Source organism: Olivibacter sitiensis DSM 17696 (assembly GCF_000427965.1).
GTDB lineage: Bacteria > Bacteroidota > Bacteroidia > Sphingobacteriales > Sphingobacteriaceae > Olivibacter > Olivibacter sitiensis.
This window is the reverse complement of record NZ_ATZA01000029.1, coordinates 43,367-67,238: the sequence shown is the minus strand read 5'-3', so window position 1 is coordinate 67,238 and position 23,872 is coordinate 43,367. Positions and strand designations below refer to the sequence as shown.

Annotated in this window: 14 protein-coding genes and 1 pseudogene; 10 read left to right on the top strand and 5 right to left on the bottom strand. The window is 48.3% G+C overall.

Annotated features, from left to right (window positions below):
• The 9 genes and pseudogenes from A37S_RS28155 to A37S_RS0114860 all read left to right on the top strand — a co-directional run.
• Window positions 1–221 (top strand): annotated as a pseudogene (locus tag A37S_RS28155) (hypothetical protein); the annotation flags it as partial.
• Entirely contained in the window at window positions 172–3,126 is a 2,955-nt protein-coding gene (locus tag A37S_RS24865) for a SusC/RagA family TonB-linked outer membrane protein (protein WP_084163921.1), read from the top strand. The pseudogene A37S_RS28155 and the gene A37S_RS24865, both read left to right, overlap by 50 nt.
• 10 nt (window positions 3,127–3,136) lie before the next feature.
• Window positions 3,137–4,951 (top strand): RagB/SusD family nutrient uptake outer membrane protein, encoded by a 1,815-nt coding sequence (locus A37S_RS0114895; protein WP_084163920.1) that lies wholly within the window; start codon window positions 3,137–3,139, stop codon window positions 4,949–4,951.
• Window positions 4,952–4,984: 33 nt separating this feature from the next.
• A complete protein-coding gene (locus A37S_RS0114890) occupies window positions 4,985–7,066 on the top strand; it encodes an endo-1,4-beta-xylanase (protein WP_028297677.1) in 2,082 nt (693 codons plus the stop codon).
• A gap of 189 nt (window positions 7,067–7,255) precedes the next feature.
• The gene (locus A37S_RS0114880; protein WP_028297676.1) at window positions 7,256–8,305 is read left to right on the top strand and encodes a LacI family DNA-binding transcriptional regulator; all 1,050 of its coding nucleotides are present in this window, start codon (window positions 7,256–7,258) and stop codon (window positions 8,303–8,305) included.
• A 9-nt stretch (window positions 8,306–8,314) separates the two neighbouring features.
• On the top strand, window positions 8,315–10,453 hold the full coding sequence (locus A37S_RS0114875) for an alpha-glucuronidase family glycosyl hydrolase (protein WP_028297675.1): 2,139 nt from the start codon (window positions 8,315–8,317) through the stop codon (window positions 10,451–10,453).
• 25 nt (window positions 10,454–10,478) lie between these two features.
• Window positions 10,479–11,606 carry an endo-1,4-beta-xylanase gene (locus A37S_RS24860; protein ID WP_211229798.1) on the top strand — a complete coding sequence of 376 codons (1,128 nt, stop codon included), beginning with the start codon at window positions 10,479–10,481 and terminating at the stop codon, window positions 11,604–11,606.
• 23 nt (window positions 11,607–11,629) lie between these two features.
• Window positions 11,630–13,096, top strand: a complete 1,467-nt coding sequence (locus A37S_RS0114865) for an MFS transporter (RefSeq protein ID WP_028297674.1) — start codon at window positions 11,630–11,632, stop codon at window positions 13,094–13,096.
• Between the two features lie 51 nt (window positions 13,097–13,147).
• Entirely contained in the window at window positions 13,148–14,164 is a 1,017-nt protein-coding gene (locus tag A37S_RS0114860) for a glycoside hydrolase family 43 protein (protein WP_028297673.1), read from the top strand.
• On the opposite strand, the gene A37S_RS27130 is transcribed toward A37S_RS0114860, so the two are convergent.
• From A37S_RS27130 to A37S_RS0114845, 3 genes are all read right to left on the bottom strand, one after another.
• Window positions 14,155–14,328 carry a hypothetical protein gene (locus A37S_RS27130; protein WP_157278691.1) on the bottom strand — a complete coding sequence of 58 codons (174 nt, stop codon included), beginning with the start codon at window positions 14,326–14,328 and terminating at the stop codon, window positions 14,155–14,157. The two genes, A37S_RS0114860 and A37S_RS27130, sit on opposite strands and share 10 nt — an antisense overlap.
• A 67-nt stretch (window positions 14,329–14,395) precedes the next feature.
• Entirely contained in the window at window positions 14,396–17,182 is a 2,787-nt protein-coding gene (gene galB / locus A37S_RS0114850; RefSeq protein WP_036602670.1) for a beta-galactosidase GalB, read from the bottom strand.
• Between the two features lie 60 nt (window positions 17,183–17,242).
• Window positions 17,243–19,861 carry a glycoside hydrolase family 3 C-terminal domain-containing protein gene (locus tag A37S_RS0114845; protein WP_036602667.1) on the bottom strand — a complete coding sequence of 873 codons (2,619 nt, stop codon included), beginning with the start codon at window positions 19,859–19,861 and terminating at the stop codon, window positions 17,243–17,245.
• A 337-nt stretch (window positions 19,862–20,198) separates the two neighbouring features.
• Between A37S_RS0114845 and A37S_RS0114840 the strand changes: the two genes are divergently transcribed.
• Window positions 20,199–21,215, top strand: coding sequence for an LLM class flavin-dependent oxidoreductase (locus tag A37S_RS0114840; protein WP_028297670.1), 1,017 nt, complete (start codon window positions 20,199–20,201; stop codon window positions 21,213–21,215).
• A gap of 45 nt (window positions 21,216–21,260) precedes the next feature.
• Here A37S_RS0114840 and A37S_RS24855 read toward each other — a convergent pair whose 3' ends face one another.
• Window positions 21,261–21,896 (bottom strand): hypothetical protein, encoded by a 636-nt coding sequence (locus tag A37S_RS24855; RefSeq protein WP_051293207.1) that lies wholly within the window; start codon window positions 21,894–21,896, stop codon window positions 21,261–21,263.
• A 170-nt stretch (window positions 21,897–22,066) separates the two neighbouring features.
• A complete protein-coding gene (locus A37S_RS0114830; protein ID WP_028297669.1) occupies window positions 22,067–23,854 on the bottom strand; it encodes a hypothetical protein in 1,788 nt (595 codons plus the stop codon).
• Window positions 23,855–23,872 lie beyond the last annotated feature (18 nt).

Below are 23,872 nucleotides of genomic sequence, written 5' to 3'. Positions count from 1 at the left end.
AAGGAAAGTTTGGTCAAGCAAAGACTGGTTACGGAATGAATCTCATTTTAGCTCGTCTAGCAAGAACCAGCGAAGCTTGGATTAGCTGCATCGTATTGGTGCTTAACTTGGTCAAATTGGCCGAGCTAGCACTTTATTGCATTATCAATATAGTAATCAAATATGTGGTAGATCTGCGCAAAGATTACAACCTCATACCCCAATACTCAAAAATCTGCTGAAAAAATCATTGAGTTTTTCAGCAGACCCTATATAGGGTATACACCCTACGAAACGACGGTAGGTACGACAGACCAACCGCTCACTATCAGCCTACAACCCGACATAAGCAGCCTAGATGAGGTTATCGTAGTGGGTTATGGCCAGCAACGTAAGCGGGACGTAACCGGATCTATCGCTTCGATTAAAGGCGATGCCCTTAGAGAAGTACCTACTGCCAATATCCAGCAAGCCTTACAAGGCCGGGTGGCGGGATTGGAAGTGCAATCCATAGGCACCTTGCCGGGTGCTGGAGCACGTATCCGTATACGTGGCGAGCGTTCCATCAGTGGGTCAAACGATCCTTTGCTGGTATTGGATGGTATACCCTATGAAGGCAATCTAAATGATATTAACCCAGCCGATATTGTTTCCATTGAGACGCTCAAGGATGCGTCGGCCACCGCCATTTACGGATCGCGCGGTGCCAATGGAGTACTGCTCATCACCACGCGCCGTGGGCAGTCTGGCAATACGCAGCTTTCCTACAACGGCTATTATGGCCTAAGCGCCGTGGCAAAAAAATACCCTGTTTTCAATGCCGATCAATATCGGGCCATGCGCGATTTATCGACATGGAGCCAAGACTATCTCCAACAAGAGCGCGAAGGAATAGCCATAGGCCGCGATATCGACTGGCAAGATCTGATGTACGAGAACGGCCACATGACCGACCACAATGTGAGCATATCGGGAGGTGGGGAACAAGCCCGATTTTCCATGGGCGGAGGTTACTTCAAGCAAACCACCGTATTGCCGGGACAGGATTTCGGACGCTATAGCTTACGCGCCACGGCCGACTTCGATATCGGGAAACGCGTTAAGGTAGGGCTTAACTCCTTGAACAACTTAGGCAATACCAACGGGTCGCAATTCGGCATTAATATGTTTCCAATCTTGTCCTTGAGCCCTTTGATGCCCCCATACCTCGACGATGGCAGCATCAACCGTACCCCAGCGGGCAATCTGGACGATATGGCAACGACCTACAGTCCTTTGCTACTAAAGGAAAACGATGGAAGTTGGGTGGATCGCGTGCGGCGCTTCCGCTCTTTCAACAGCCTTTACGGCGAGGTCCAGATTATCGATGGACTGAAATACCGCCTTAACGTAGGTGCAGATTATCGACAGGAAGAAGGTGCGCAGTTTCGGGGAACAGACAGTTATTTTAGGCCCGGAATCAATAACATTGCCTACGTGAACAATACACAGGCCTACAGCTATACCCTAGAAAACCTATTAACTTACGATAAGGTTTTCAATGACAAACACCGCCTCAACCTCACAGGTATGTATAGTTTCCAAGAGATGCATTCGCACAATTCTTCCGCACAAAAAGAAAACATCACGGCAGACTTCGTACAATGGTACAACCTTGGTCAGTCTGCTGTAACACCCGAGGCGGTACTGGGTGGAGGTGAAACCACCGCAGCTCTAATCTCCTATATGCTACGGGCCAATTATTCCTATGACGACCGTTACATGGTCACGTTAACTGGCAGGATGGACGGTTCCTCCCGGCTGGCCGTAGGTAACAAATGGGCGCAATACCCCGCCGTATCCGCAGGATGGAACATCAGCAACGAATCGTTCATGGCAGACGTCACGGCCATATCCGACCTAAAACTGCGGGTGGGCTATGGCGTGACGTCCAATCAATCCATCGCATCGTATAGCACCCTTGGCGGCGTGTCGTCAGGTGACCCCAATGTACGTTACAATTTTGGAGAGGAAAGCTATATAGGATATTTCGTGCAAAACATCGTTGACCCTAACCTGGGATGGGAATATACCGGCACAGTCAACGTGGGCGTGGATTTCGGCTTGCTCAACAACCGGGTGACAGGTAGTATCGATTGGTACAATGCCAGGACCTGGGATATGCTCTATGGAATCAATCTCCCCACTACATCGGGCATCAGCGCACCTTATGTGACCAATATAGGCAGCATGAGCAATAAGGGATTGGAAATCTCGTTATCCGGCAATATCATGAAGTCCGAAGGCGGCTTTACCTGGGATGCAGATGTCAACTTCTTCTTTAACCGCAACAAACTGCTCAAGCTAAATGGCGAAGTGACAGAAGTCATCGCTAGCCAGTTGTTCGTAGGCCATCCATTGACGGCCATATACGACCTGCGCAAGTTGGGAATATGGCAACTCGACGAGGCCGAAGAAGCCGCCCGCTATGGGGCTTACCCCGGTCAAATCAAATTGGAGGACAACAATGGAGTGGATGAAAACGGAGTCTTCACGGGCATGCCCGACGGGCAGATCAATGACGACGACCGAACCATCATTGGCGATGGTCAAGCCCGATGGCAAGGAGGTATCACTACCCGCTTTGGCTATAAGGGATTCGACCTCTCGGCGGTAACCCATGCTCGCATTGGCGGTACGCTCATCAGCAATCTTCACCAACCCAGGGCAGGTTACCTCACCATGCTAGATGGACGACGCAACGGCTTAGCCGTCGATTATTGGACGCCGGAAAACCCTACAAATGCCTTTCCATACCCTTTACGCGAAATGAGCGCTTGGGGCGACGCATGGACTACCCTAGGTTACTATGACGCTTCCTTCATTAGTGTGCGAAGCATCAATTTGGGATATACATTGCCGAACAAAACGGCCACCAAAATGGGAATACAGTCTTTACGCGTATATCTAACCGCCCAGAATCCCTTTGTGCTGTACTCGCCATATATGCGCGCCGGAGGTGTCACCACCGAAGCTACGGGTACCGGCTACCAAGGAGTGGGGGATATTCCCAATATCCGTTCCGGTGGACAAAACCCTACCCTCACTGTCGCCGCCACCACTCCTATGACACGGACATTCATATTAGGACTAAATGTAACCTTTTAACGACACGGACATGAAACGAGCTATAAATAAGATCATTTGCATAATACCCATGGCCATATTGCTGGCAGTCGTGGGCTGCACCCATAAACTGGAGGAAAAGCCTTACACGGTTTTTACTACCGATTATTTCAAGACCGAAGAGGGCATTAGAGCAGCGCTGGTATCGGTATATTCCGGCATGCGGTATAACTACGGCCCCATAGGTGCTATGGGCATTGGCGTAGTAGGTACCGACGAATACACTTTTGGCGATCAACCTTTTCAAGCGGGCTCCGGTGACCAGATGAATCAACTAGGCAGGTATGTCATCACCCCGAGCAATGGTGCCATACTCACCCCCTGGAATCGCAACTACAGCAACATCAACATGTGCAACGCCATATTGCTCTTTGCCGATGATGTACCCGTAGACGAAGGTACCAAGAATGAGATCAAGGCCGAGGCGCATTTTTTCAGGGCATTGTATTACCTGTTGCTGGTGCAGCAATTCGGTGCGGTACCAGTAGACCTGGGATCGGGCGATCTGCAATTTACCACCATCGCCAACACCGAATTTTACCGACTTCCTACGGAAGAGATACTAGTGAAGGACTATCAGGCCATGATAGACGATTTGATCTTCGCCACCCAAAACCTGCCCGATCAAAGACCAGGCAATGCCTTTAGACTTTCCAAGGCCGTTGCCCTACACATGCTCTCCAAGGTATATCTTTTCAGGGCCTATTCTGCTGCGGCTCAATCGAGCGACTTCAGCAACGCCTACACAGCCGCCATGGAACTTATCAACAACCAAGGCCGATATGGGGTGGAGCTTTTGGAAGACTTTGGCCAGATACACCGGCAGGGCAATGATTATAACCGGGAGATCCTCTATTCAGTGGAGCGCCTACCTCTGGACAATGCCAACAATGAAACGCCAGATCCCGGTAGCGACTTCGCCGGAAAATCAAACATTGCCAACAACCTCTTTAATGCCAATTACCAAGGGACCATTATCGTAAATGGCATGACCTTGATAGACGACAGACCGCTGCAATATGGTAGGCCCTTGCGGCAATTTGCTCCCAACCGATATATATGGGAAGTGGCATTTGCAGAGAAAAACAATGATAGCCGCTATGACAATTCCTTCCGTAGGCTATGGCGGGTAGCGACTTTGCGTACCGATGCACAGCTGCAGGAATATATCAGCAACTTGGAGAATATAGGCTTTGCCATAGGCGATACCGCGTTATATCTCGCAAATTCAGAGGCCGAGGCAACTCTAAAGCGCAACACGCAGCTGAAACCGTATCGGATACTCGCGCCAAGTGAGTATTACAATAACCAGAGCAATCAGGGCACGCACATATTTCCCAACCTGAAAAAATATGACGATACCATCCGCAATAATTTTCAGGATGCATCAGGCAGGCCGTTCATTGCCGCCAAACTGGGAGAAACCTATCTTCTGGCAGCCGAGGCCGCGCTCCAAACAGGCAATACATCCGAAGCGGTAACGCTTATCAACGTTATCAGGCGGCGCGCAGCTTTTCGTCCGGGATTGTCTGCCAGCGAACTGGCAACGCGAAGAACGGCCATGCAGGTCACGGCGACAGATATCGACCTCGATTTTATTCTCAATGAGCGTACAAGGGAGCTGGTTGGCGAATGCCTACGATGGCCCGATCTGGCCATGCGCGGCAAGTTGCTGGAGCGCGCGAACCAATATAATCCAGATGCTACCAACATACAGAATTTCCATGTATTGCGCCCCATCCCACAGGGACAGCTCAATAGCCTCACCGATCCCGACAGGGGCAAATACCAAAATCCGGGATATTAACCAGTGGTTGAACACTTGAAAAACACGACAATCATGAAACGAAGTACATATATAGGCATCATCTTGTTATCTGGATTGATGATTGGTTATTCCTGCAAAAAAATGGAGGTTTATAACGGTGCAAACAGTACCTTGGAAAATATTTACACCGATTTACAGGGGCCTTTGCAATCACTCACCGCTATACCCATCGGCTTTGGCATAGACTACGAATGGATGAGGGATAACAGCACCTACCGGAATACCGTTGCCGGTGAAGGCAGCAGCGTGACATTCGGCTACCACATGAAGCACGGCGCCGTTGTAAGCGACAATGGGATGCTAGACTTCTCCCGGGCAGACGAGTTGCTCGCTATAAGCAAGAATGCCGGCCTTACCGTGTTTGGGCATACCTTGGCTTGGCACCAAAACCAAAACGGCAGGTACCTGAGAACCCTCGTTGGTGATGGCGGCAGCCAAGTAAATCTCCTCGAGAACGGCAGTTTTGAGGAAGGCTCGGGAGATGATTTCACAAGCTGGGAAAAGTGGAATGGGGCGTCAAACATCACCGCTACCACCGTGGAAAACGAGCGCAACCAAGGATCAAGGGGTGCAAAGATCGTGTCTACGGGAGGCAACCCCTGGGACGTGCAATTTGTTAGCCCTGCCGTACCTACCACCGTAGGTTCAACATACCTACTCACATTCTGGATCCGAGCCCAAAGCGCGGGCAGCACCATGCGAGTTTCCACCTCGCCAAATTCATTGTATTCCAGCGATTGGGCAATTGGTACGGAATGGCAACAGATCTCCTGGGAGATTACGGCCAATACCGACGCTACTCAGTTTGCATTTGATATGGGAGGCTCAAGTACCACCTTTTTCCTAGACGACGTACAGGTGATAAACCCCGATGCGCCGGGAGGAGCAGAACCAGCTCCACTATTGGCAAATGGGTCATTTGAAAGCGGTGACGGAGACAATTTCACCAGTTGGAACAAATTAAATGGTGCCGCCTCATTTACGGCTACCACCTCCAAGCCAAATGAGGTGAACCATGAGGATAGAGCAATGAAAGTAGCTGTTGCAGCCGATGGGCAGCATTGGCAAGTGCAAATTGCTAGCGATCCCATTCAGACTACCGTAGGTGAAAGCTATACCGTTTCCTTGCAGATAAGGGCAGAATCACCAGGTGGCGTCATGCGCATGTCTACCCAACCAAATGCCCTTTACCAAGGTGATCAGAACGTTCCCACCACATGGTCGCAGATCAGCTGGACATTCGAGGCCAATACGTCTGCTACGCAAATTGTCCTCGATATGGGACTGAAGGCCAATACGTATTTCGTGGACGATGTCCGCGTGACGGCCGGCAGCCCTGGAGGGCCATCGACCGGAGATGAGGCGGCCGCAAGGGTGAACGATGCGCTCAAAACCTTTGTACAGGGTATGGTCAACCACTTCAAGGCCGATGTGCAGGCTTGGGATGTGGTAAATGAGCCAGTCAATGACAACGGTACTTTCCGTGCTGGACCTTTTGACGCCAGCCGAGATAGCAGCGATGTCTTTTATTGGGGCCAATATTTGGGCAGGGATTACGTCAAGAATGCATTTACTTATGCCCATGAAGCAGATCCCACTGCCTTGCTATTTATCAACGACTATAATCTAGAAGCAAGCCCAGTAAAATTGGACAGCCTGATCGCTATGGTAGATTGGCTGAAAGCTTCCAACGTGCCTATTCATGGCATAGGTACCCAAATGCATTGCGGCATCAATACTTCTTATGCCAATATCGACGCCATGTTCAAAAAACTGGCAGCCACCGGATTGCAGATCAGAATATCCGAATTGGATGTACGGCTCAATCCCGGAAACAATCGACAAGGAGACGTTGGTCACAGAAAATCGCTCTTCACCTTGCAGGCGCAGATGTACAATTATGTCATATCGTCTTATCTCAGGCATATACCGCCTGCACAGCGCCATGGCATTACCATTTGGGGTGTCAATGACGAAGAAAGCTGGATAGTAGTCCACCAAAATGGAAATGATGCGCCATTGCTGTACGACAAGGATTTCAACAAGAAGCCTGCCTACGGCGGGATAGTAAAGGCCCTAAAAGAGGCACAATAGGCCTATCAAGGAAAGATCTATATGCTGCCCACACCAAACTTGGGTTTGGGCAGCCATATGGCAATTAGGTTAATTCCCATATTCCAATCCGTATTCATGAGCATTTGTACGTATGCACATTTCGACATTAGAAGTCTATTAGGAGGGATAAAAAGTATTGTGTACTTTTATGCAACCGATTACAGCAACATGAAGCAGAAAAAGGAAATAACCATATACGATATTGCAGAAAAGCTGCAACTTTCCTCGGCCACGGTGAGCCGGGCATTGAATGACAACCCGCTTATCAACAAAAACACACGAAAGAAAATACAAGACACCGCCAAGGAGCTTGGCTATCGGCACAACTCTTTCGCGCGGAACCTTAGAGCAAAGAACACGCATACGATAGGTATCATTATGCATGAGCTAAATAGTCACTTTATGACCTCTGTGCTGGCAGGCATCGAAAAAATCGCCGCGGCCGAAGGTTATGACCTGATTATAGCCCACTCCTCGGAGAATTATCACAAGGAAGTAGCCAACGTACAAAATCTATTCAACAAAAGAGTGGATGGACTCATGGCATCCTTGGCTATAGATACCACTTCCTTGGACCATTACCTCCCTTTTTTGGAAAAGGGTATTCCGGTCATATTCTACGACCGGGTGGATGAGAGCAGTGATTTCACCAATGTCATCATAGACAATTACCAATGTGGCTATCAAGCCACTAACCATTTGGTAGAACAGGGCTGTCAGCATATCGCATTGGTCACGGGCGGGCTAAACAGGAACGTCTATTTTAAGAGATACCAGGGTTATATCGATGCCCTGAAAAACAACGGTCTGGAAGTAAATGAAAACCTGATATTGATAAAAGAGAACCTGACCCAACGAAAAGGGGCCGAAATCGCGGAAAAAATACTGGATATGAAGCCGCTCCCAGATGGCATTTTCTTTAGCCACGACTTCTCCGCAGCCATGTGCATGCAGGTACTTAAAAGTAAAGGGTGGCGCATTCCGGAAGATATTGCGGTAATCGGTTTCAACAATGACGCCATATGCGACCTTATTGAACCTAAACTATCGACCATCAACTACCCCGGAAACGAGGTAGGTGAAGTGGCAGCCAGAACATTGATCAATCACTTAAAAGGCATTGCGGATATTGCCCAGATGAAGACCATCATCGTACGTTCGGAGCTGATAATTCGCGAATCCTCGTTAAAGAAAAATCCACAGACAACCCATACTTAGAACTTTGAGATGCATTACACAAAATACCTGCTATTCCTAGCGTTCTTCCTACTGGTTAGGGTAGCGAGCGCAGAAAACGGCTATGAACTCTGGATGAGGTACACCAAAGTGTCCGATGAGAAATTATTGACACGTTATCAAGAGCTTACATCCTCCATCCATATTCCGGGGAATTCAGCCACGCTTGATGTCATCAGGGCAGAGTTGCGCTTAGGTATTGGAAAAATGTTGGGCAAAATACCTCATTTCACAACGGAAGCTACCGCTGGAATCCTTATTGGACAATTGTCTGATATACCATCATTGTACGCAGGCGAACATACATCCCTAGAGGGCATAACAGAGGACGGATATGCCATCTACACGAAAGAAAAACAAATCGTTATCACGGCACCTACAGATGCCGGTTTGTTGTATGCCACCTTTCATTTGTTGCGATTAATACAGACAGGGCAAAGTCTAGAACGTCTTCATCTAACTTCATCCCCAAAAGTAAAATTGAGGTTGCTAAATCACTGGGACAACCTCAACAGGACCGTAGAACGTGGTTATGCTGGCTTTTCCATCTGGGACTGGCACACCCTACCGGATTATATCGATGAACGTTACATAGATTATGCACGAGCAAATGCCTCTATCGGTATCAATGGCGTGGTATTGACCAATGTGAATGCCAGCGCTACCGCACTTACTCCCTCTTATTTGCAAAAGGTAAAAGCCTTGGCCGATGTTATGAGACCTTACCATATCAAGGTATACCTTACGGCCCGTTTTAGTGCTCCCTTGGAAATAGGAAGACTGGAAACGGCAGATCCATTGAATAAAGAGGTAAAACGATGGTGGAAAGAAAAAACCGATGAAATCTATGCCCTTATTCCAGACTTTGGCGGATTTCTGGTCAAGGCCAATAGTGAGGGACAACCAGGACCACAGGATTATGGCCGTACCCATGCCGAAGGTGCCAATATGTTGGCCGATGTCCTAGCCCCGCATCAGGGCATCGTCATGTGGAGAGCCTTTGTGTATAGCCATGAGGCTCTTGAGGACAGGCACAAGCAGGCCTATAACGAGTTTGTACCGCTGGACGGTAAATTTCGAGACAACGTATTGGTACAGGTAAAAAATGGCGCCATAGACTTCATGCCGAGGGAGCCTTTTCATCCTTTGTTCGGTGCCATGCCCCAAACACCCTTGATGATGGAGTTCCAACTTACGCAAGAATATTTGGGACAGGCAACACACTTGGTCTATCTGGCACCTTTGTTCAAGGAATGCCTAAACAGCGATACCTATGCCCAAGGCGAAGGAAGTACTGTGGCCAAAATTGTCGACGGCAGCTTAGATAAGCACCGTATCAATGGCATAGCCGGAGTTTCCAATATCGGGAATGACATCAACTGGTGCGGGCATCCTTTTGCCCAGGCCAATTGGTATGCCTTTGGCAGGCTTTGTTGGGATTATGACCTCAATGCTTCGGAAATTGCCAAGGAATGGCTGAAAATGACCTTCAGCAACGACAGCTCCTTTGTAGAACAGGTGTGCCAAATAATGATGGGCTCCCGAGAAGCTTTGGTCAATTACATGAACCCCATAGGGCTGCACCACCTCATGGGAACCGGGCACCATTATGGGCCGGCGCCCTGGGTCGATGATTTGCCCAGAGCCGACTGGAATCCCACCTACTACCATAAAGCTGACACCCAAGGAATAGGTTTTGACCGTACTACATCTGGCAGCAACGCCCTAAGTCAATATCACCCTGAAGTACGTAGAAAATGGGAGGATCTTTCCCTTTGCGAAGATGAATACCTGCTCTGGTTTCATCATTTGCCTTGGGATGATCAACTGAAAGATGGCCATAGCATTTGGGAAAAGCTCTGCGAAAGCTATTACTCAGGCATGCAGTCAGTCAAAACAATGCAGGAGGTATGGGATAGGCAGCAAAATAAGATCGATGACCAGCGCTTCAAACAGGTGCAGATGCTACTAGCCATACAGTACAAAGAAGCAAAATGGTGGAGAGACGCCTGCCTGCTCTATTTTCAAACCTTCTCTGGACAGGAAATTTTGCCCAAGCACGAGAAAGTAGCACATACTTTGGAGTACTATCGTTCACTGCATTTCCCCTATGCGCCGGGGCACTGGTAAAGAAATCGTAAACAAGAAAAGAACCATGACCAATAAAACCAACCGATTATACAAGACCTTGATGCTCGCAGCCCTTATTGCGGCTCACTTCAGTTGCGCACGCTCGGCAAGTACGGACTCCTTGAAAGAAAGCTTCGAAGATGACTTTCTGATAGGTACGGCGCTCAACGCAGACCAGATAAACGAGCATGACGGCGCAACCGATAGCCTGATCAAAGAACAGTTCAATGCCATTACAGCAGAGAACATCATGAAAACCGAGGTTATACACCCAGCATGGGATAAGTTTGACTTTGACCTGGCCGATAGATTCGTGGCCTATGGACAGAAAAACAACATGTACATCGTAGGACATACATTGATATGGCATAGCCAGCTTCCCCCTTTCGTACAAGCCATTAAAAGTGTCGACTCCATCAGGCAGTTCATGGACAAGCACATCCACACTGTTGCAGAACGATATGCTGGGTCGGTAGACAGTTGGGATGTAGTAAACGAGGCGCTGAACGAGGATGGCTCATGGAGGGAATCTATCTTCTTCCAGCTCTTGGGCGAACAATATATCTTAGATGCCTTTGAGCTGGCAGCTAAAGCAGCACCCGAGGCCGAACTATACTACAATGACTATAATATCGAACAGCCCAAAAAACGGGCTGGAGCCATAAAGCTCGTACAAAAACTCCAACAAGCAGGATTACGCATTGACGGCATAGGCATACAAGGCCATTGGAACATAAACGACCTGCCATTGATTGCCATTGAAGAGAGCGTAGTAGAATATGCCAAAATGGGACTAAAAGTAGCCATTACCGAGCTTGACCTGGGAGTATTGCCTAACCCATGGAACCTACAAGGGGCCGATGTGAACCAGCAGTTTGAAGGGAACAGCAGAATGAATCCTTACGTAAAGCAATTGCCCGATTCGGTGAGCACCAAGCTGGCCGATGCCTATGAAGAGCTCTTCCGCCTATTCTTGAAGCATCGCGACAAAATTAGCCGGGTGACTTTTTGGGGAGTGAACGACGGACATTCTTGGTTAAACGATTGGCCCATACCAGGTAGGACTAACTATCCCCTATTATTCGACCGTTGTAACAGGCCCAAAGACGCATTCCATAGGATCGTAGACCTGAAAAAAGAGCATTCAAAGTAACACAGTCCTAAACTTCCATATACATGAGCACCAAACACGAAAAAATTTCGGTCATCGAAAAAATTGGCTATAGCCTGGGCGACCTGGCAGCCAACTTGATTTTCCAGACCTTGATGACTTTTTTAGCTTTCTTCTATACCGATGTATATCGGATACCGGCAGCAACGGCAAGCGTAATCATCTTTGCAGGAGGTTTTGTAGGCGCTTTTTTTAACGTCATCATGGGCATCATTGCCGATCGCACGGAGACCCGATGGGGAAAATTCCGCCCTTGGATCCTATGGACGTCCGTTCCCTTTGGAGTTATAGCCCTATTGGCATTCAGTACACCAAACTTTGCGATGAGTGGCAAGATTGCCTATGCGATGCTCACCTATTTTCTATTGGTACTGATCTATTCCGCAAACAACCTGCCCTACTCGGCATTGAGTGGCGTGATCACTGGTGATATGAAGCAGCGCAATAGCCTATCAGCTTACCGGTTCTTGGCGGTAACCATTGCGCAGTTCATCATTCAGTCACTCCTGCTCCCCTTGGTATTGATCATGGGCGATGGGGATAAGGCCGAAGGGTTCAGAAGCGTCATGACCCTATTTGCCATAGCGGGGATAATATGCTTCATCATCACTTTCCTGACCACCAAAGAACGGGTACGCCCACCACAGACAGAAAAGACAAGCATCATACAAGATTTGAAGGATTTGACCCAAAACCGCCCTTGGGTCATCATGCTCTTTCTCACCATTTTGGTTTTTATCACCCTATCGCTCAAGGGCGGTATGTACATTTATTACTTCAAATATTACTTGGACGAAGCAAGTTTATCGACTTTTTTGGAGCAAATTGGGTTTAATGCTTTTATCTCCCAGCTCAACGGCCTATTGGTGCATATGGGATTTGCCGGATTCGAGTGGCCGGAAGATGCAGCAACATCAGCCTTCAGTTTGTTCAATGCTGGTGGCATCCTCTTTACGCTTGTAGGCATCGTATTCTCCAAGCCTTTGGCAGACCGGTTCGGAAAAAGGGACATATTTGGTATATTCCTTTTCCTGGCCGCCCTGTGTTTGGCTGCCTTTTATTTCTATGCACCCCAATCCATTATCCTCGTATTCCTCACGCAGATGCTGCAAGGTCTCTTCTACGGTGTCACCACACCTTTGTTATGGGCCATGATTGCCGATGTGGCCGATTACAGCGAATGGAAAAACAACAGGAGAGCAACGGCCATCGTATTCTCGGCCATGATCTTTGGGCTGAAAGTAGGCTTAAGCATCGGTGGGGCATTGGTGGCAGGTATCCTGTCGTCTTATGGCTATGTAGCCGAATCGGCTATACAGACGGCCGACACAGTCTTTGGTATCAGGATATCGGTGAGCCTCTACGCTGCTGCCGGCTTCATCATAGGTGCCGTACTTTTGCTATGGTACGAAATAGACAGGAACAAGGAGCAATTGATAGAAAAGGAATTGAATGATAGACGTGAGATATGATATCTCCTTTTTTAATTTTTACTTTTTAATTTTCACTTTAAATACCCCATTATGCCGGAAGAGCACATTGACCAAATTGACTTTGACGAACTGAACAAAAAAGCCCTATCGTCCCCTTTGGTAAACCATATTTTTACCGCAGATCCCTCGGCACACGTTTTTGAGGGCAAGATCTATATCTATCCCTCGCACGACATCGATGCGGGCATTCCTTTTGACGACCTAGGCAATCATTTTGCGATGGAAGACTACCATGTATTTTCCCTTTCCGATCCTAAAGCCAAGGTTGTCGATCACGGTATCGCCTTGCATGTGAGTGAGGTACCCTGGGCAAAAAAACAGCTCTGGGCACCTGATGCGGCCTACAAAAACGGGAAGTATTACCTGTACTTCCCCGCCAAACGCCCGGATGGTATCTTCCAGATAGGTGTAGCTACCGGCACTGCCCCATACGGGCCTTTCACGCCCGAGGTTGAGGCTATTGCAAACAGCTATTCCATAGACCCAGCCGTATTTGAGGACGATGATGGAGAGCACTACATGTACTTCGGCGGCATCTGGGGCGGGCAATTGCAATGTTATCGGGAAAACCGATACGACGAAGACCACAAAGAGCCGTCGGCGCATGAACCTGCCCTAGGCCCAAAGATAGCGAAGCTGACCGACGATATGCTTCAGTTTGCGGAGGAAGTAAGGGAAATCAGCATCTTGGACGAGCATGGCCAGCCCCTATTGGCAGGAGACAATAACAGGCGATTCTTCGAAGCCTCCTGGATGCACAAATACAGGGGCACGTACTATTTCTCCTATTCCACGGGAGACACGCACTACATCTGCTATGCAACTGGAGATAATCCCTATGGTCCCTTCACTTACCGGGGCAGAATTCTCAACCCCGTGGTCGGCTGGACCACCCACCATTCCATTGTAGAATTTCAGGGAAAATGGTACCTGTTCTACCACGACTCCAGCCTATCCAAGGGCGTAACGCACTTGCGTTCCATCAAGTTCACGGAGTTGAGCTATGACGAACAAGGGAACATCATTACCTTAGACCCCTATTTGTAGGGACCTGCAAAGGAGCCCAAAGGAACTATCGCCAGGGCAGTTCCTTTGGGATGCAGGACAAATTTCTGCTTACGGTCGGCCGTCACTGCGATCTGCCGGATGGCGGAGAAGCAGTCTGGCAAACAAAAAAGCAGGTTGCTTCTTCTCCGCCTTTGGCGGATCATCGCAAGGACGCTTTTTTGTTAAAATGGGATTTTTGTCGTGCACCCGTTCCTTTGTAGTATACTTAGCTCACTCTTCCCGGATACTTTTCAGCAAAATAGTCGCACTATCTAGTCCTGCTGATTCGGCAGTGAGCTTGATGGCTCCTTCTTGTCCCCGCCTGGCGCGAACAATGACCAGACATAGGCCATTAAAGGCCTCTCTTTCGAGAGAGGAAAAAGATACCAGGCTCGTAGGGTCGCCATTATCTGTCGCCACGATCTCACCAGGACCATCTATGGAAAACCGTAAAAGGTTCTTTGCGCGCGGCACGGTAAGTCGGTCCTTGTCCGCTATGCTTACCGTTACAAATACCAGATCTTCTCCATCGGCGAGAAAGACGGGCCTATCTGCCTGGAGCATCAATTGACTAGCAGCGCCTGTTGTTTTTACAATATCCTCGGCCCACCGCTTCCCATCTTTAAAGGCCACCGCCTTTAGTTCGCCCGGAGCGTACTTAATATCATCCCAACGCAGTCTGTATTCCTGTTTTCCTCGTTTTTTCCTGCCCAATGACACGCCATTCAGGAACAGTTCCACCTCGTCCCCCGAGGTGAACACATGCACGGGCGTTACTTGCCCTACCCGCTCCTGCCAGTTCCAGTGAGGCAGGATATGTGCCATCGGCATATCTGGGCGCCAATATGCCTGATAGAGGTAAAAGCGATCTTTTTTAAATCCGGCCAAATCAATAATTCCAAAATAGGAGCTACGCGAAAGGTAATACGGCGTCGGCTCTCCGAGATAATCCCAACCACTCCATACAAATCCACCGGCTACATAAGGATGGGCATCCATGGTGGCAAAAACCTTGTCGGGAGCTGCGCCAAACTCTACCGAATAGAGCTCATAAGCGCTCACTTGCTGTGTATCGGGGTCTCCACCTTGCCCATCTTTCACTGGGGCACTGTTTCCGTCAAATACGGGAAACAGGTATTCTCCGCGACTGCTTACGGCAGCGGCGTTCTCACTGCTCAATATCATTTTGTCCGGAAACCGCTCACGAAATGCGGGAAAGAGAGGAGGCGTATTGATCCCCTTAAGGCCACTATATGCCGGGCCGTTGCGTATCCCTTCTCCCTGATAGTTCAGGCTGATAATGTCTACTACCGCTGGCAATGGCATGTGAGGCTTGGCATAATTCATGGAAACGGTAGTAGGACGTGTCGCGTCTTCCGCTTTTACGATGGTCTGCAGTCGTCTCGCCAACTCGGCACCTTTCTCATCCGTATATTGCTCGCCCACTTCGTTTCCAAAACTCCATAGGATAACGGAAGGGTGGTTCCTGTCCCTGCGAACGAGTGCGCGTAAGTCCTGTTCATGCCAATCGGGAAAAATAAGGTGAAAATCGAGCGGTGTTTTTTTCAATTCCCAATTGTCGAATATTTCGTCTATGACCAGAAAACCCATACTGTCCGTCAACTCAAGAAGGCCCGGAGCCGGCGGATTATGTGCCATGCGAATGGCATTACAACCCATTTCACGAAGTAGTTCCAGCTGACGTTCGGCAGCACGCCTATTGAATGCAGCCCCCAGCGCACCCAAATCGTGGTGTTGGTTAACACCCTTCATCAGGATGCGCTCACCATTTACTAGCAGCCCCTTATCTGGATCGAAATGCAAATCGCGAATCCCGAACACCGTTTCATAGGTATCTACCACCCGACCGTTAAAAGAAACCTGGATTACCGCCACATAGCGATCAGGAACCTGATTGGGCGGTGGCCCCCATAATTTGGGATTGGAAATGGATACAGCGCGATTAAAGCTCGCGCTAGCATAAGCCGCGACGCTATCGCTTGCAGGATTAATCTGTGCAACGGGACTGCCCGCTTTCCGCCCGTTAGCATCCAACAAGTATATCTCCGTAGCAACGCTCACATGCCCATTGGCAGCAGAACGATTATCGACGGTAACCTGCAACTCGACCGTGGCAGATGATTTGGACACATGGTGCGTCTGTACGAAGGCACCCCATTGGGCGACATGAACAGGAGCTGTTTTCGTTAGCCAGACATTGCGGTAAATTCCTCCGCCCGGGTACCACCGTGATGAACTAGGTGGATTGTCCAGGCGAATTGCCAGTTGATTAACGGTGCCGGGAATAACATACGGCGTGAGGTCGAGCTGCCAAGAAGCATAACCATATGGCCAACCGCCGACCAATTTGCCGTTTAGCCAGACCATGGCATAGGACATGGCACCTTCCATCTCCAAAAAGATAGACTTCCCTGCATCGGTCTCGGGAATATCCAATTCCTTACGATACCAAGCCACGCCCTGAATGGGCAGACGCCCCATACCACCCCCTATCTCGGTATTCCAACCCTCGTAAAACGGTCCATTGATGGCCCAATCGTGCGGTAGGTTCACGCTTTTCCATGAGCTATCATCAAAATCGCGTTCCACAAAGGGAAAATCACTTCCAGGATGACCCTCCGGCCGTACATGCCATTGGACAGAGTCCTCGATGAAATTATTGCCCGTAGGTAATATCCAAGGTTTCAGTACGGTTCTCGTCGCAATGAGTTCAATCGCTTCGGTAGGTCTTGCATCGGCCGGCTTGCCGTCCACATCCTCTTCCACTTCCGGGCGCACGTCATAGATGAGGCTATCTGCCTGTTCGGCGGAACTATATTTATAGAACTTCCAGTTCTCATTTATCAAAATCCGTTCTCGCTTAATTGGCCTATCGTCATATCGCTCGCTTTGCGCTCGCACTTCGGTAAAAATAGATAGGAGCGGTGCAGCCATCGACAGACAAACTAGTAAACGAAAACCTGTTGATATATACTTTTGATTTAATCTTATCATCATATAGACTTTGTACTGTGCATTACCTCCGTTCACTATATTGATCGGTTCATCACAACGAGGTCACTGAATTGAAACGCTTCCCTTTACGATGTTTCCACTGGTAGGATTGGGTTCATCGGGCTGGCTTCCTCCGACGCATATTTCGACTTTTCCTGTAAGTTGCTTACTTTCCCCATTTACGTCGACATATGACAAGTCCTTCGGTGTCAAAATGAACTGAACGACCTTGCTCTCCCCTACTTTGAGGCTAATCCGTTGGAATCCTTTCAACGCTTTAAGGGCTGTTTTTACCGTCTTTTCCCGATTTATCACGTACAGTTGCACAACTTCTTCACCATCCATCGCCCCGCTATTGGATACGTTCACGCTCACCTGTACCGCTTCGTCTTTCTTTATGACAGGTGGCATTTTCACCTGATCATATCGAAAAGTGGAATAACTCAATCCATACCCAAAACCATATAAAGGCTTCCCGTGGAAATAGCGGTAGGTTCGGTTTTCCATACCATAATCGGTAAAAGAAGCGAGATCACTATCGTCCCGATAGAACGTTACCGGCAACCGCCCGGCAGGATTGTAATCTCCGAAAAGGATATCGGCTACGGCCGTCCCCGCAGCCTGTCCACCGTACCAGGCATTGAGGATAGCGTCAATATGTTCGGACTCCCAGGGTGTGGCAATGGCACTTCCGGTCATCATCACAAACACGACAGGTTTGCCCGTTGATTTTAAGGCTTTCATCAATTCGGTTTGCACGGACGGAATCAAAATAGAGGTACGGTCACCTCCTGCAAACCCCGGATAATCTACTTGCATTTCCTCCCCCTCCAACTGCGGAGAAATGCCTCCCACAAACACAAACGCATCGGCATCTGCTATGCGACTCACCAAAGCGGCAAAATCAGTGCGTTCGTAGTTGCCGGCGCTAAGCCTAACGTTTGCTTTCCCCTCTCCTTGCCAGTATTCGACCACCAGCTGATAAACAGTGTCTTTCTTTGCCTTCAGCTCGTAAGTCCGAGCTCCCCAGCGGTTTCGGGACCAGGCATCCAACACGGTGTCGCCATTGACGATAAAACGATAGCCATCATCTGCTTCCAGCTCAAAAGTAAGGGAGCCTTCGGCATTCGCCTTAAAATGGGTAGTAAAGCGAGCAGAAAAGTTATTGGCCCGGATATTCCCAAAGGTTTCCCCTTCTTGCCAAAGATGGTCAAGACTACTTTCATACCGAACCAATTTGGGACTACCCAGCAGCTCCTTATTATCAAAATATTCCGCTTTAAACCCTTGCTTCCCATCGTAAGCATACTGCTTGCTTAGATCGGCATAAGCCAAAAGGGTATCATTGGTAAAATTAATGGCTTTCTCATATACCACTTCGGTCTGTTCGCCCACTTTCTCCTGAATACCTTGCAGTACAGTGGTAATCTTGGATGGAATACCGTTATAATTGCCCAACACGGCAATGGCATTATCGGCATTCGGCCCCAGTACCACGATCTTTTTCAGGCCTTTATCCAAAGGCAAGGTATGACCTTCGTTTTTCAATAGCACCATGGACTTGCGGGCCATTTTCAACGCATGTTCGCGGTGTTCGTCCCTTTCCAGCACGGAGGCAGGTGTCTGCGCATATTTGACCATGGACACAGGATCGAACATTCCTAGCCGGAAACGGATCATAAACAGGCGCTTTACCGAAACGTCAATTTGACTTTCACTGATTTTTCCTTCGTTTACAGCCTGCACAAGAGCTTTGTAGGCATCTGTGCCGCAATCGATATCCGTGCCATGAAATACCGCATCGGCCGAAGCCGAGGCCGCATCTGGATGGGTCTTATGGTTTTTAAAAAAATCGTCTATGGCCCAGCAATCTGACGTAACGTAGCCCTCAAAGTTCCACTGCTTCCGCAATATATCGGTCATCAGTATATCACTTGCACAGCATGGTTGTGTCCTGAACGCATTGTAGGCACACATTACCCCCGCTACTTTTGAGTCTACCACCAGCTTCTCAAAGGCAGGAAGGTAGGTGTCCCAGAGGTCGTATGCACTCACATCTACATCAAAAACATGGCGAAGTGGTTCAGGGCCACTGTGCACGGCATAGTGTTTGGCACAAGCGGCAGCCTTCAGGTATTTGGGATCGTCGCCCTGTAGCCCCCTTACAAAGGCATCGCCCAAAAGAGCTGTAAGGTAAGGATCTTCTCCATAGGTTTCCTGCCCACGCCCCCATCGCGGATCGCGGAATATATTGATGTTGGGCGTCCAGTAGGTAAGGCCAAGGTATCGCTCGTTCGTTCTACCGCTTGCCACCGCCTCATTATAGATAGCCCTTCCTTCAAGGGCAGAAAAGTCGGCCATGGTGAACAACGAGCCTGGGTCAAATGTAGCAGCCATGGCGATGGCCTGTGGGTATACGGTCACCTTAAAAGGTGTTCTAGCTACTCCATGCAGAGTCTCGTTCCACCAATCATAAGCCGGAATTCCCAACCTCGGAATAGCGGGAGACGCATTGAGCATTTGGGAAACCTTCTCTTCCAGGGTCAGGCGACTTACCAAATCGTCCACTCGTTGCTCAAAGCTTAGACTATGATCCTCGAAAGGATATTTCTCAACTTGGGCAATGGCAAATGAGGAATATAATAGAAGAAAAAAGGCTAACAAGGGTGTAGAAGCTTTCATATCGATGTCGTAATTGGTCTTATAATCAGTAAATACCTATGCTAGGCAACGATCTTCTCCAATGAAAATCAATTAGCTTTAACAGCATTTGTCGGTATCGCTCAAAGTTAGAAAAAGCCATAAGCTAGCAGGGCAACATTTGTCAAAACTTATGGAACGAATGTTCAACCTGTATCAAACATAAGAATCAAGACTTATGTGAGGAGTAAGGCAGTGGGAAGCAAGGACAAAAGTATTCCTTGGATGTTTTGACATTCAAAACACAGTTGAGAATACACCATTTCCTAGCTTTGCAGACAGGCCTTGAAAAGTAGCAGGGTCTGTTTTATAAGCGACCATGAATAGAATTTCCGTTTCTGCACTAGATTTAGCTGTCATATTTGAAGGAGGCGATGCAGCGGCCGCCATTGCACGTACCGTGAAGGTAGCCCAGCACATCGAAAAATTGGGCTATGAACGCATCTGGCTGGCCGAGCATCATAATATGCCCAATATCGCCAGTTCGGCTACGGCCGTGCTCATAGGCCATGTAGCCGGCAAAACTAGCACCCTCAGAGTAGGTTCTGGTGGTATCATGCTGCCCAATCACTCGCCGCTGGCGGTAGCCGAACAGTTTGGCACCCTAGAAACGATCTATCCTGGCAGGATAGACCTGGGGCTAGGGAGAGCACCCGGCACAGATCAGGCTACCGCAATGGCCCTAAGAAGGAACAACGTGGAATCCATTTATAGCTTCCCCTCGGACATCAAAGACCTACAGGTCTATTTCAGCTCTACCAATGAGCATGCGCGCGTTCGGGCATTTCCAGGCGAAGGGTTGAACATCCCTATTTGGATTTTGGGATCGAGCACCGACAGTGCCTATCTGGCAGCGGAAATGGGCCTCCCCTATGCCTTTGCAGCGCACTTTGCTCCGCAACAATTTAGGCGAGCCATTCAATTGTACCGCCAAAACTTCAAGCCATCTCCCTACCTGGATAAACCAAAGGTATTAGCCTGTGTCAATGTCATAGCGGCAGATACAGATGATGAGGCTCGATTCTTGGCGACCAGTATGTACCAATTATTTTTGGGTATCGTCACCAACAATCGCAAGCCTTTGCAACCTCCCCGTATGGCAATGGATCCCGTACACTGGCCCGAGGAACTACGCCAAGCCGTACAGCAAATGACCAGCTGCACTTTCATTGGCAACAAAGAAAGCCTTTTCAATCAATTGAGCACCTTTGTGGAAAGTACGGAAGTGAACGAGATCATGGTGACGGGAAATATATTCGACGAACAGGCCAAGCTGCATTCACTCGAGATACTCAAGCAAGTAGTGGACGACATCAACGCTCTGCCAACGGAATAAGAAAGAAAGTAAACACCAGATCTATTTATTAGTATGGCTATCGTTTTAGGTCAGTTCATTCTCCAATTTTAGGTATTCGGCAAAAAAGCTAATCTTTTCTTGATGCCGCGATTGGTACTGCTCTTCATCTCCGAAAAAATGGGTTACCAATATGGGAAACCGTTTTGGTACATCGTGGTAAGAAGTCCATTCCCAATCGTCCAACCCGCTAGTGAAGCCATGCTTTACAGGGTTGAGGTGGATATACAATACTAGTGCCTGCAAATAGGCATCGTTTGTCGCTTTTTTCCGTTTGAAATTTTTCAAGAACAAAGAGCCTCTACGTTTATATTCTTTATTGAACGACTGCGTATAGCTACTAAAGAAATTGGAGAACTGTTTACTTAGAAAATTGGAAATCGACAGCTCCGACGACGACGACAGCTTTTCCAAAGTTTGGAACTTTGGAAAAGCTAAAGAGGTTGGAAAAGCTGTCGCTAAATCTTCTTCGCTTTTAATCCGCACCAATAGATGAAAATGGTTTGGCATCAGGCACCAAGCTATTGTATCGGCTATTGGCGCGATGTGCTTTTCGTACTTTGCCAAGAAAAACGAGTAGTTTTTGCGTTCGCGAAACAAATTATCGTCGCCATTGGCGTGGTTGTAAATATGATAATAGGTATTAGGTCTCAAGGGTTCCATCAACTTTGCATATTATATTTCTTAGAAATCCCCATTCTCTCCCCATCCATTCGCCCGGTGTAGGCAAACGGATAATTCTGTTAACTCAATACTGTCTTTAACGACAAGCTAATTTAAATAAGTATTGCGATAAATACAAAGGAAAGACCCTTGAAAAGGTGTTTGTTATCTCACCTCGTCTCGTCAGACATTTGAAGCTCACTTTCTATAGAAGCCAGTTCCAGCAACATCCAACCTTCATTTAGAAGTGGATATGCTTTAAATTTTTTGGATAGTGATTTATAATAATCAATTCCGTTCAGCAACTGTTCCCTAAAATGTGCTATATATTTTGCATGCTTCTGTTCATCGACAGGATTTTCCTGTGCCAAGTGCTTGTTTAAATGGGCAATGTAAAGCAATAGCTCATTGACAAACAAGTTAGGCCTACTCTTCCCGTTCAGCAAGTTGATGCGCCCATAGATATGTCCTATCATTTCATCCAGGCTATAGGGTCCAGAAAACCAAGCCAAGTTGGGTCCGGGACAAATGGCTACCGCCTTGCTTTCCTTTGGACCAAGGATACCTTTCTTTATATAAGCCGCACTGGAAAGTCCTTCACAAAGACAGGTCTTCTCCGTTAACTTTGCTACCTCTAACCTAAACTCCCGCGAACTCAATCCGGAAGCCTTCAGTTCCTTAATCTTGAGCGATTGATATTTGTTCGAGGCAGTACATATAGGCCGACCACCGTATTCCGTATTGGATATCAAATATTTTTTGGTACACGGATTACCGGGCTTTCCTTGGGCCAAACGCTGCAGTCGCAAATCTTCGGCAGTGCTTTTCCGAAAATTGTTGAACGGTATGCCCAACGGAGAGGCATCGCTCACATAAAAATCCTGCTCCTGTGCCTCTACCAATCTATTTAGCGTATCATCATCTACGTTGGTCGCCTCGGGGACGAGCAAAAAGGGGCTTCCCCAACCTGTTCCGTCCAATTGATAGTAATCCAGTAAAAATCGCTGTTCATCGGCATTCCCTATCCCTCCTTGAACGGTATACCTAGTTTGAGGCATGCGCTCTATATCATATCCCTTAGCTACCAATGCTTGTCGATACATGGCAAAAAGCTCTTGGGACATGGCTTGCCGCTTGTCCCTAAACTCTTCGAGAATGGGGCCTAGCAGGTAACCGTCGGTAGCAAAGGCATGCCCACCGCAATTGAGCCCAGACTCGATGCGATACTCCGACACCCAAATTCCTTTCTTGGCCAAAAGCCGGGCCTGTATATAGGCAGAACGGTAATCGCTTACCTTGAGGATAATCCTTTTCATCAATTGCCCCTCACTATCGGGATAGAAATCGGGAAAGGTGGCAATATAGCTATACAGATGCTGATTCAGTCCTGCCGACAGCACTAGACCCGAAGACACCTTGCTATTGGCAAAGCCACGCAAGGCCGCCAAGGCATCGCTGGAAAAAGGCATCACCTCATGAGTTTCGGCATTTTCGTTCACCTTGTCTACCTTGGCCATGATATTGGCCTGGATCTCCCCTACCGCCATTTGTCCCTTCAGCTCCCTTTCCAACGCATGACGATCGTCTATGCTCACCGTACAACGAAGACGATGGTACTTTTCCTTTAGCACATGATTGTTTGGCAGCAGTTCAAAATAACGATCCAGATCGCCCCCATCTCCAAAATGTGCTGCTTTCATATTTTCCACCTGGCGATCTATCAGGTCCTGCAATAGGTTGAGGTAGGCCGTAATACGTGCCGCCCTACTATCGTAGTCCGTTGCCAATATAGGTTGATAGAGCAAATCATTCTTTTTGCAATGGTAGGCACGCATGCGTTCTATCAATTCATCATCCACTATGGAAATGACCGAGGTGATGCCATATTTGGCAACCGCCAATGGTGTATCTATGGAAAAAGCAAGTCCGAGAACGGGAATATGAAATAAGTGCTGCATAAACAATATAAATAGACT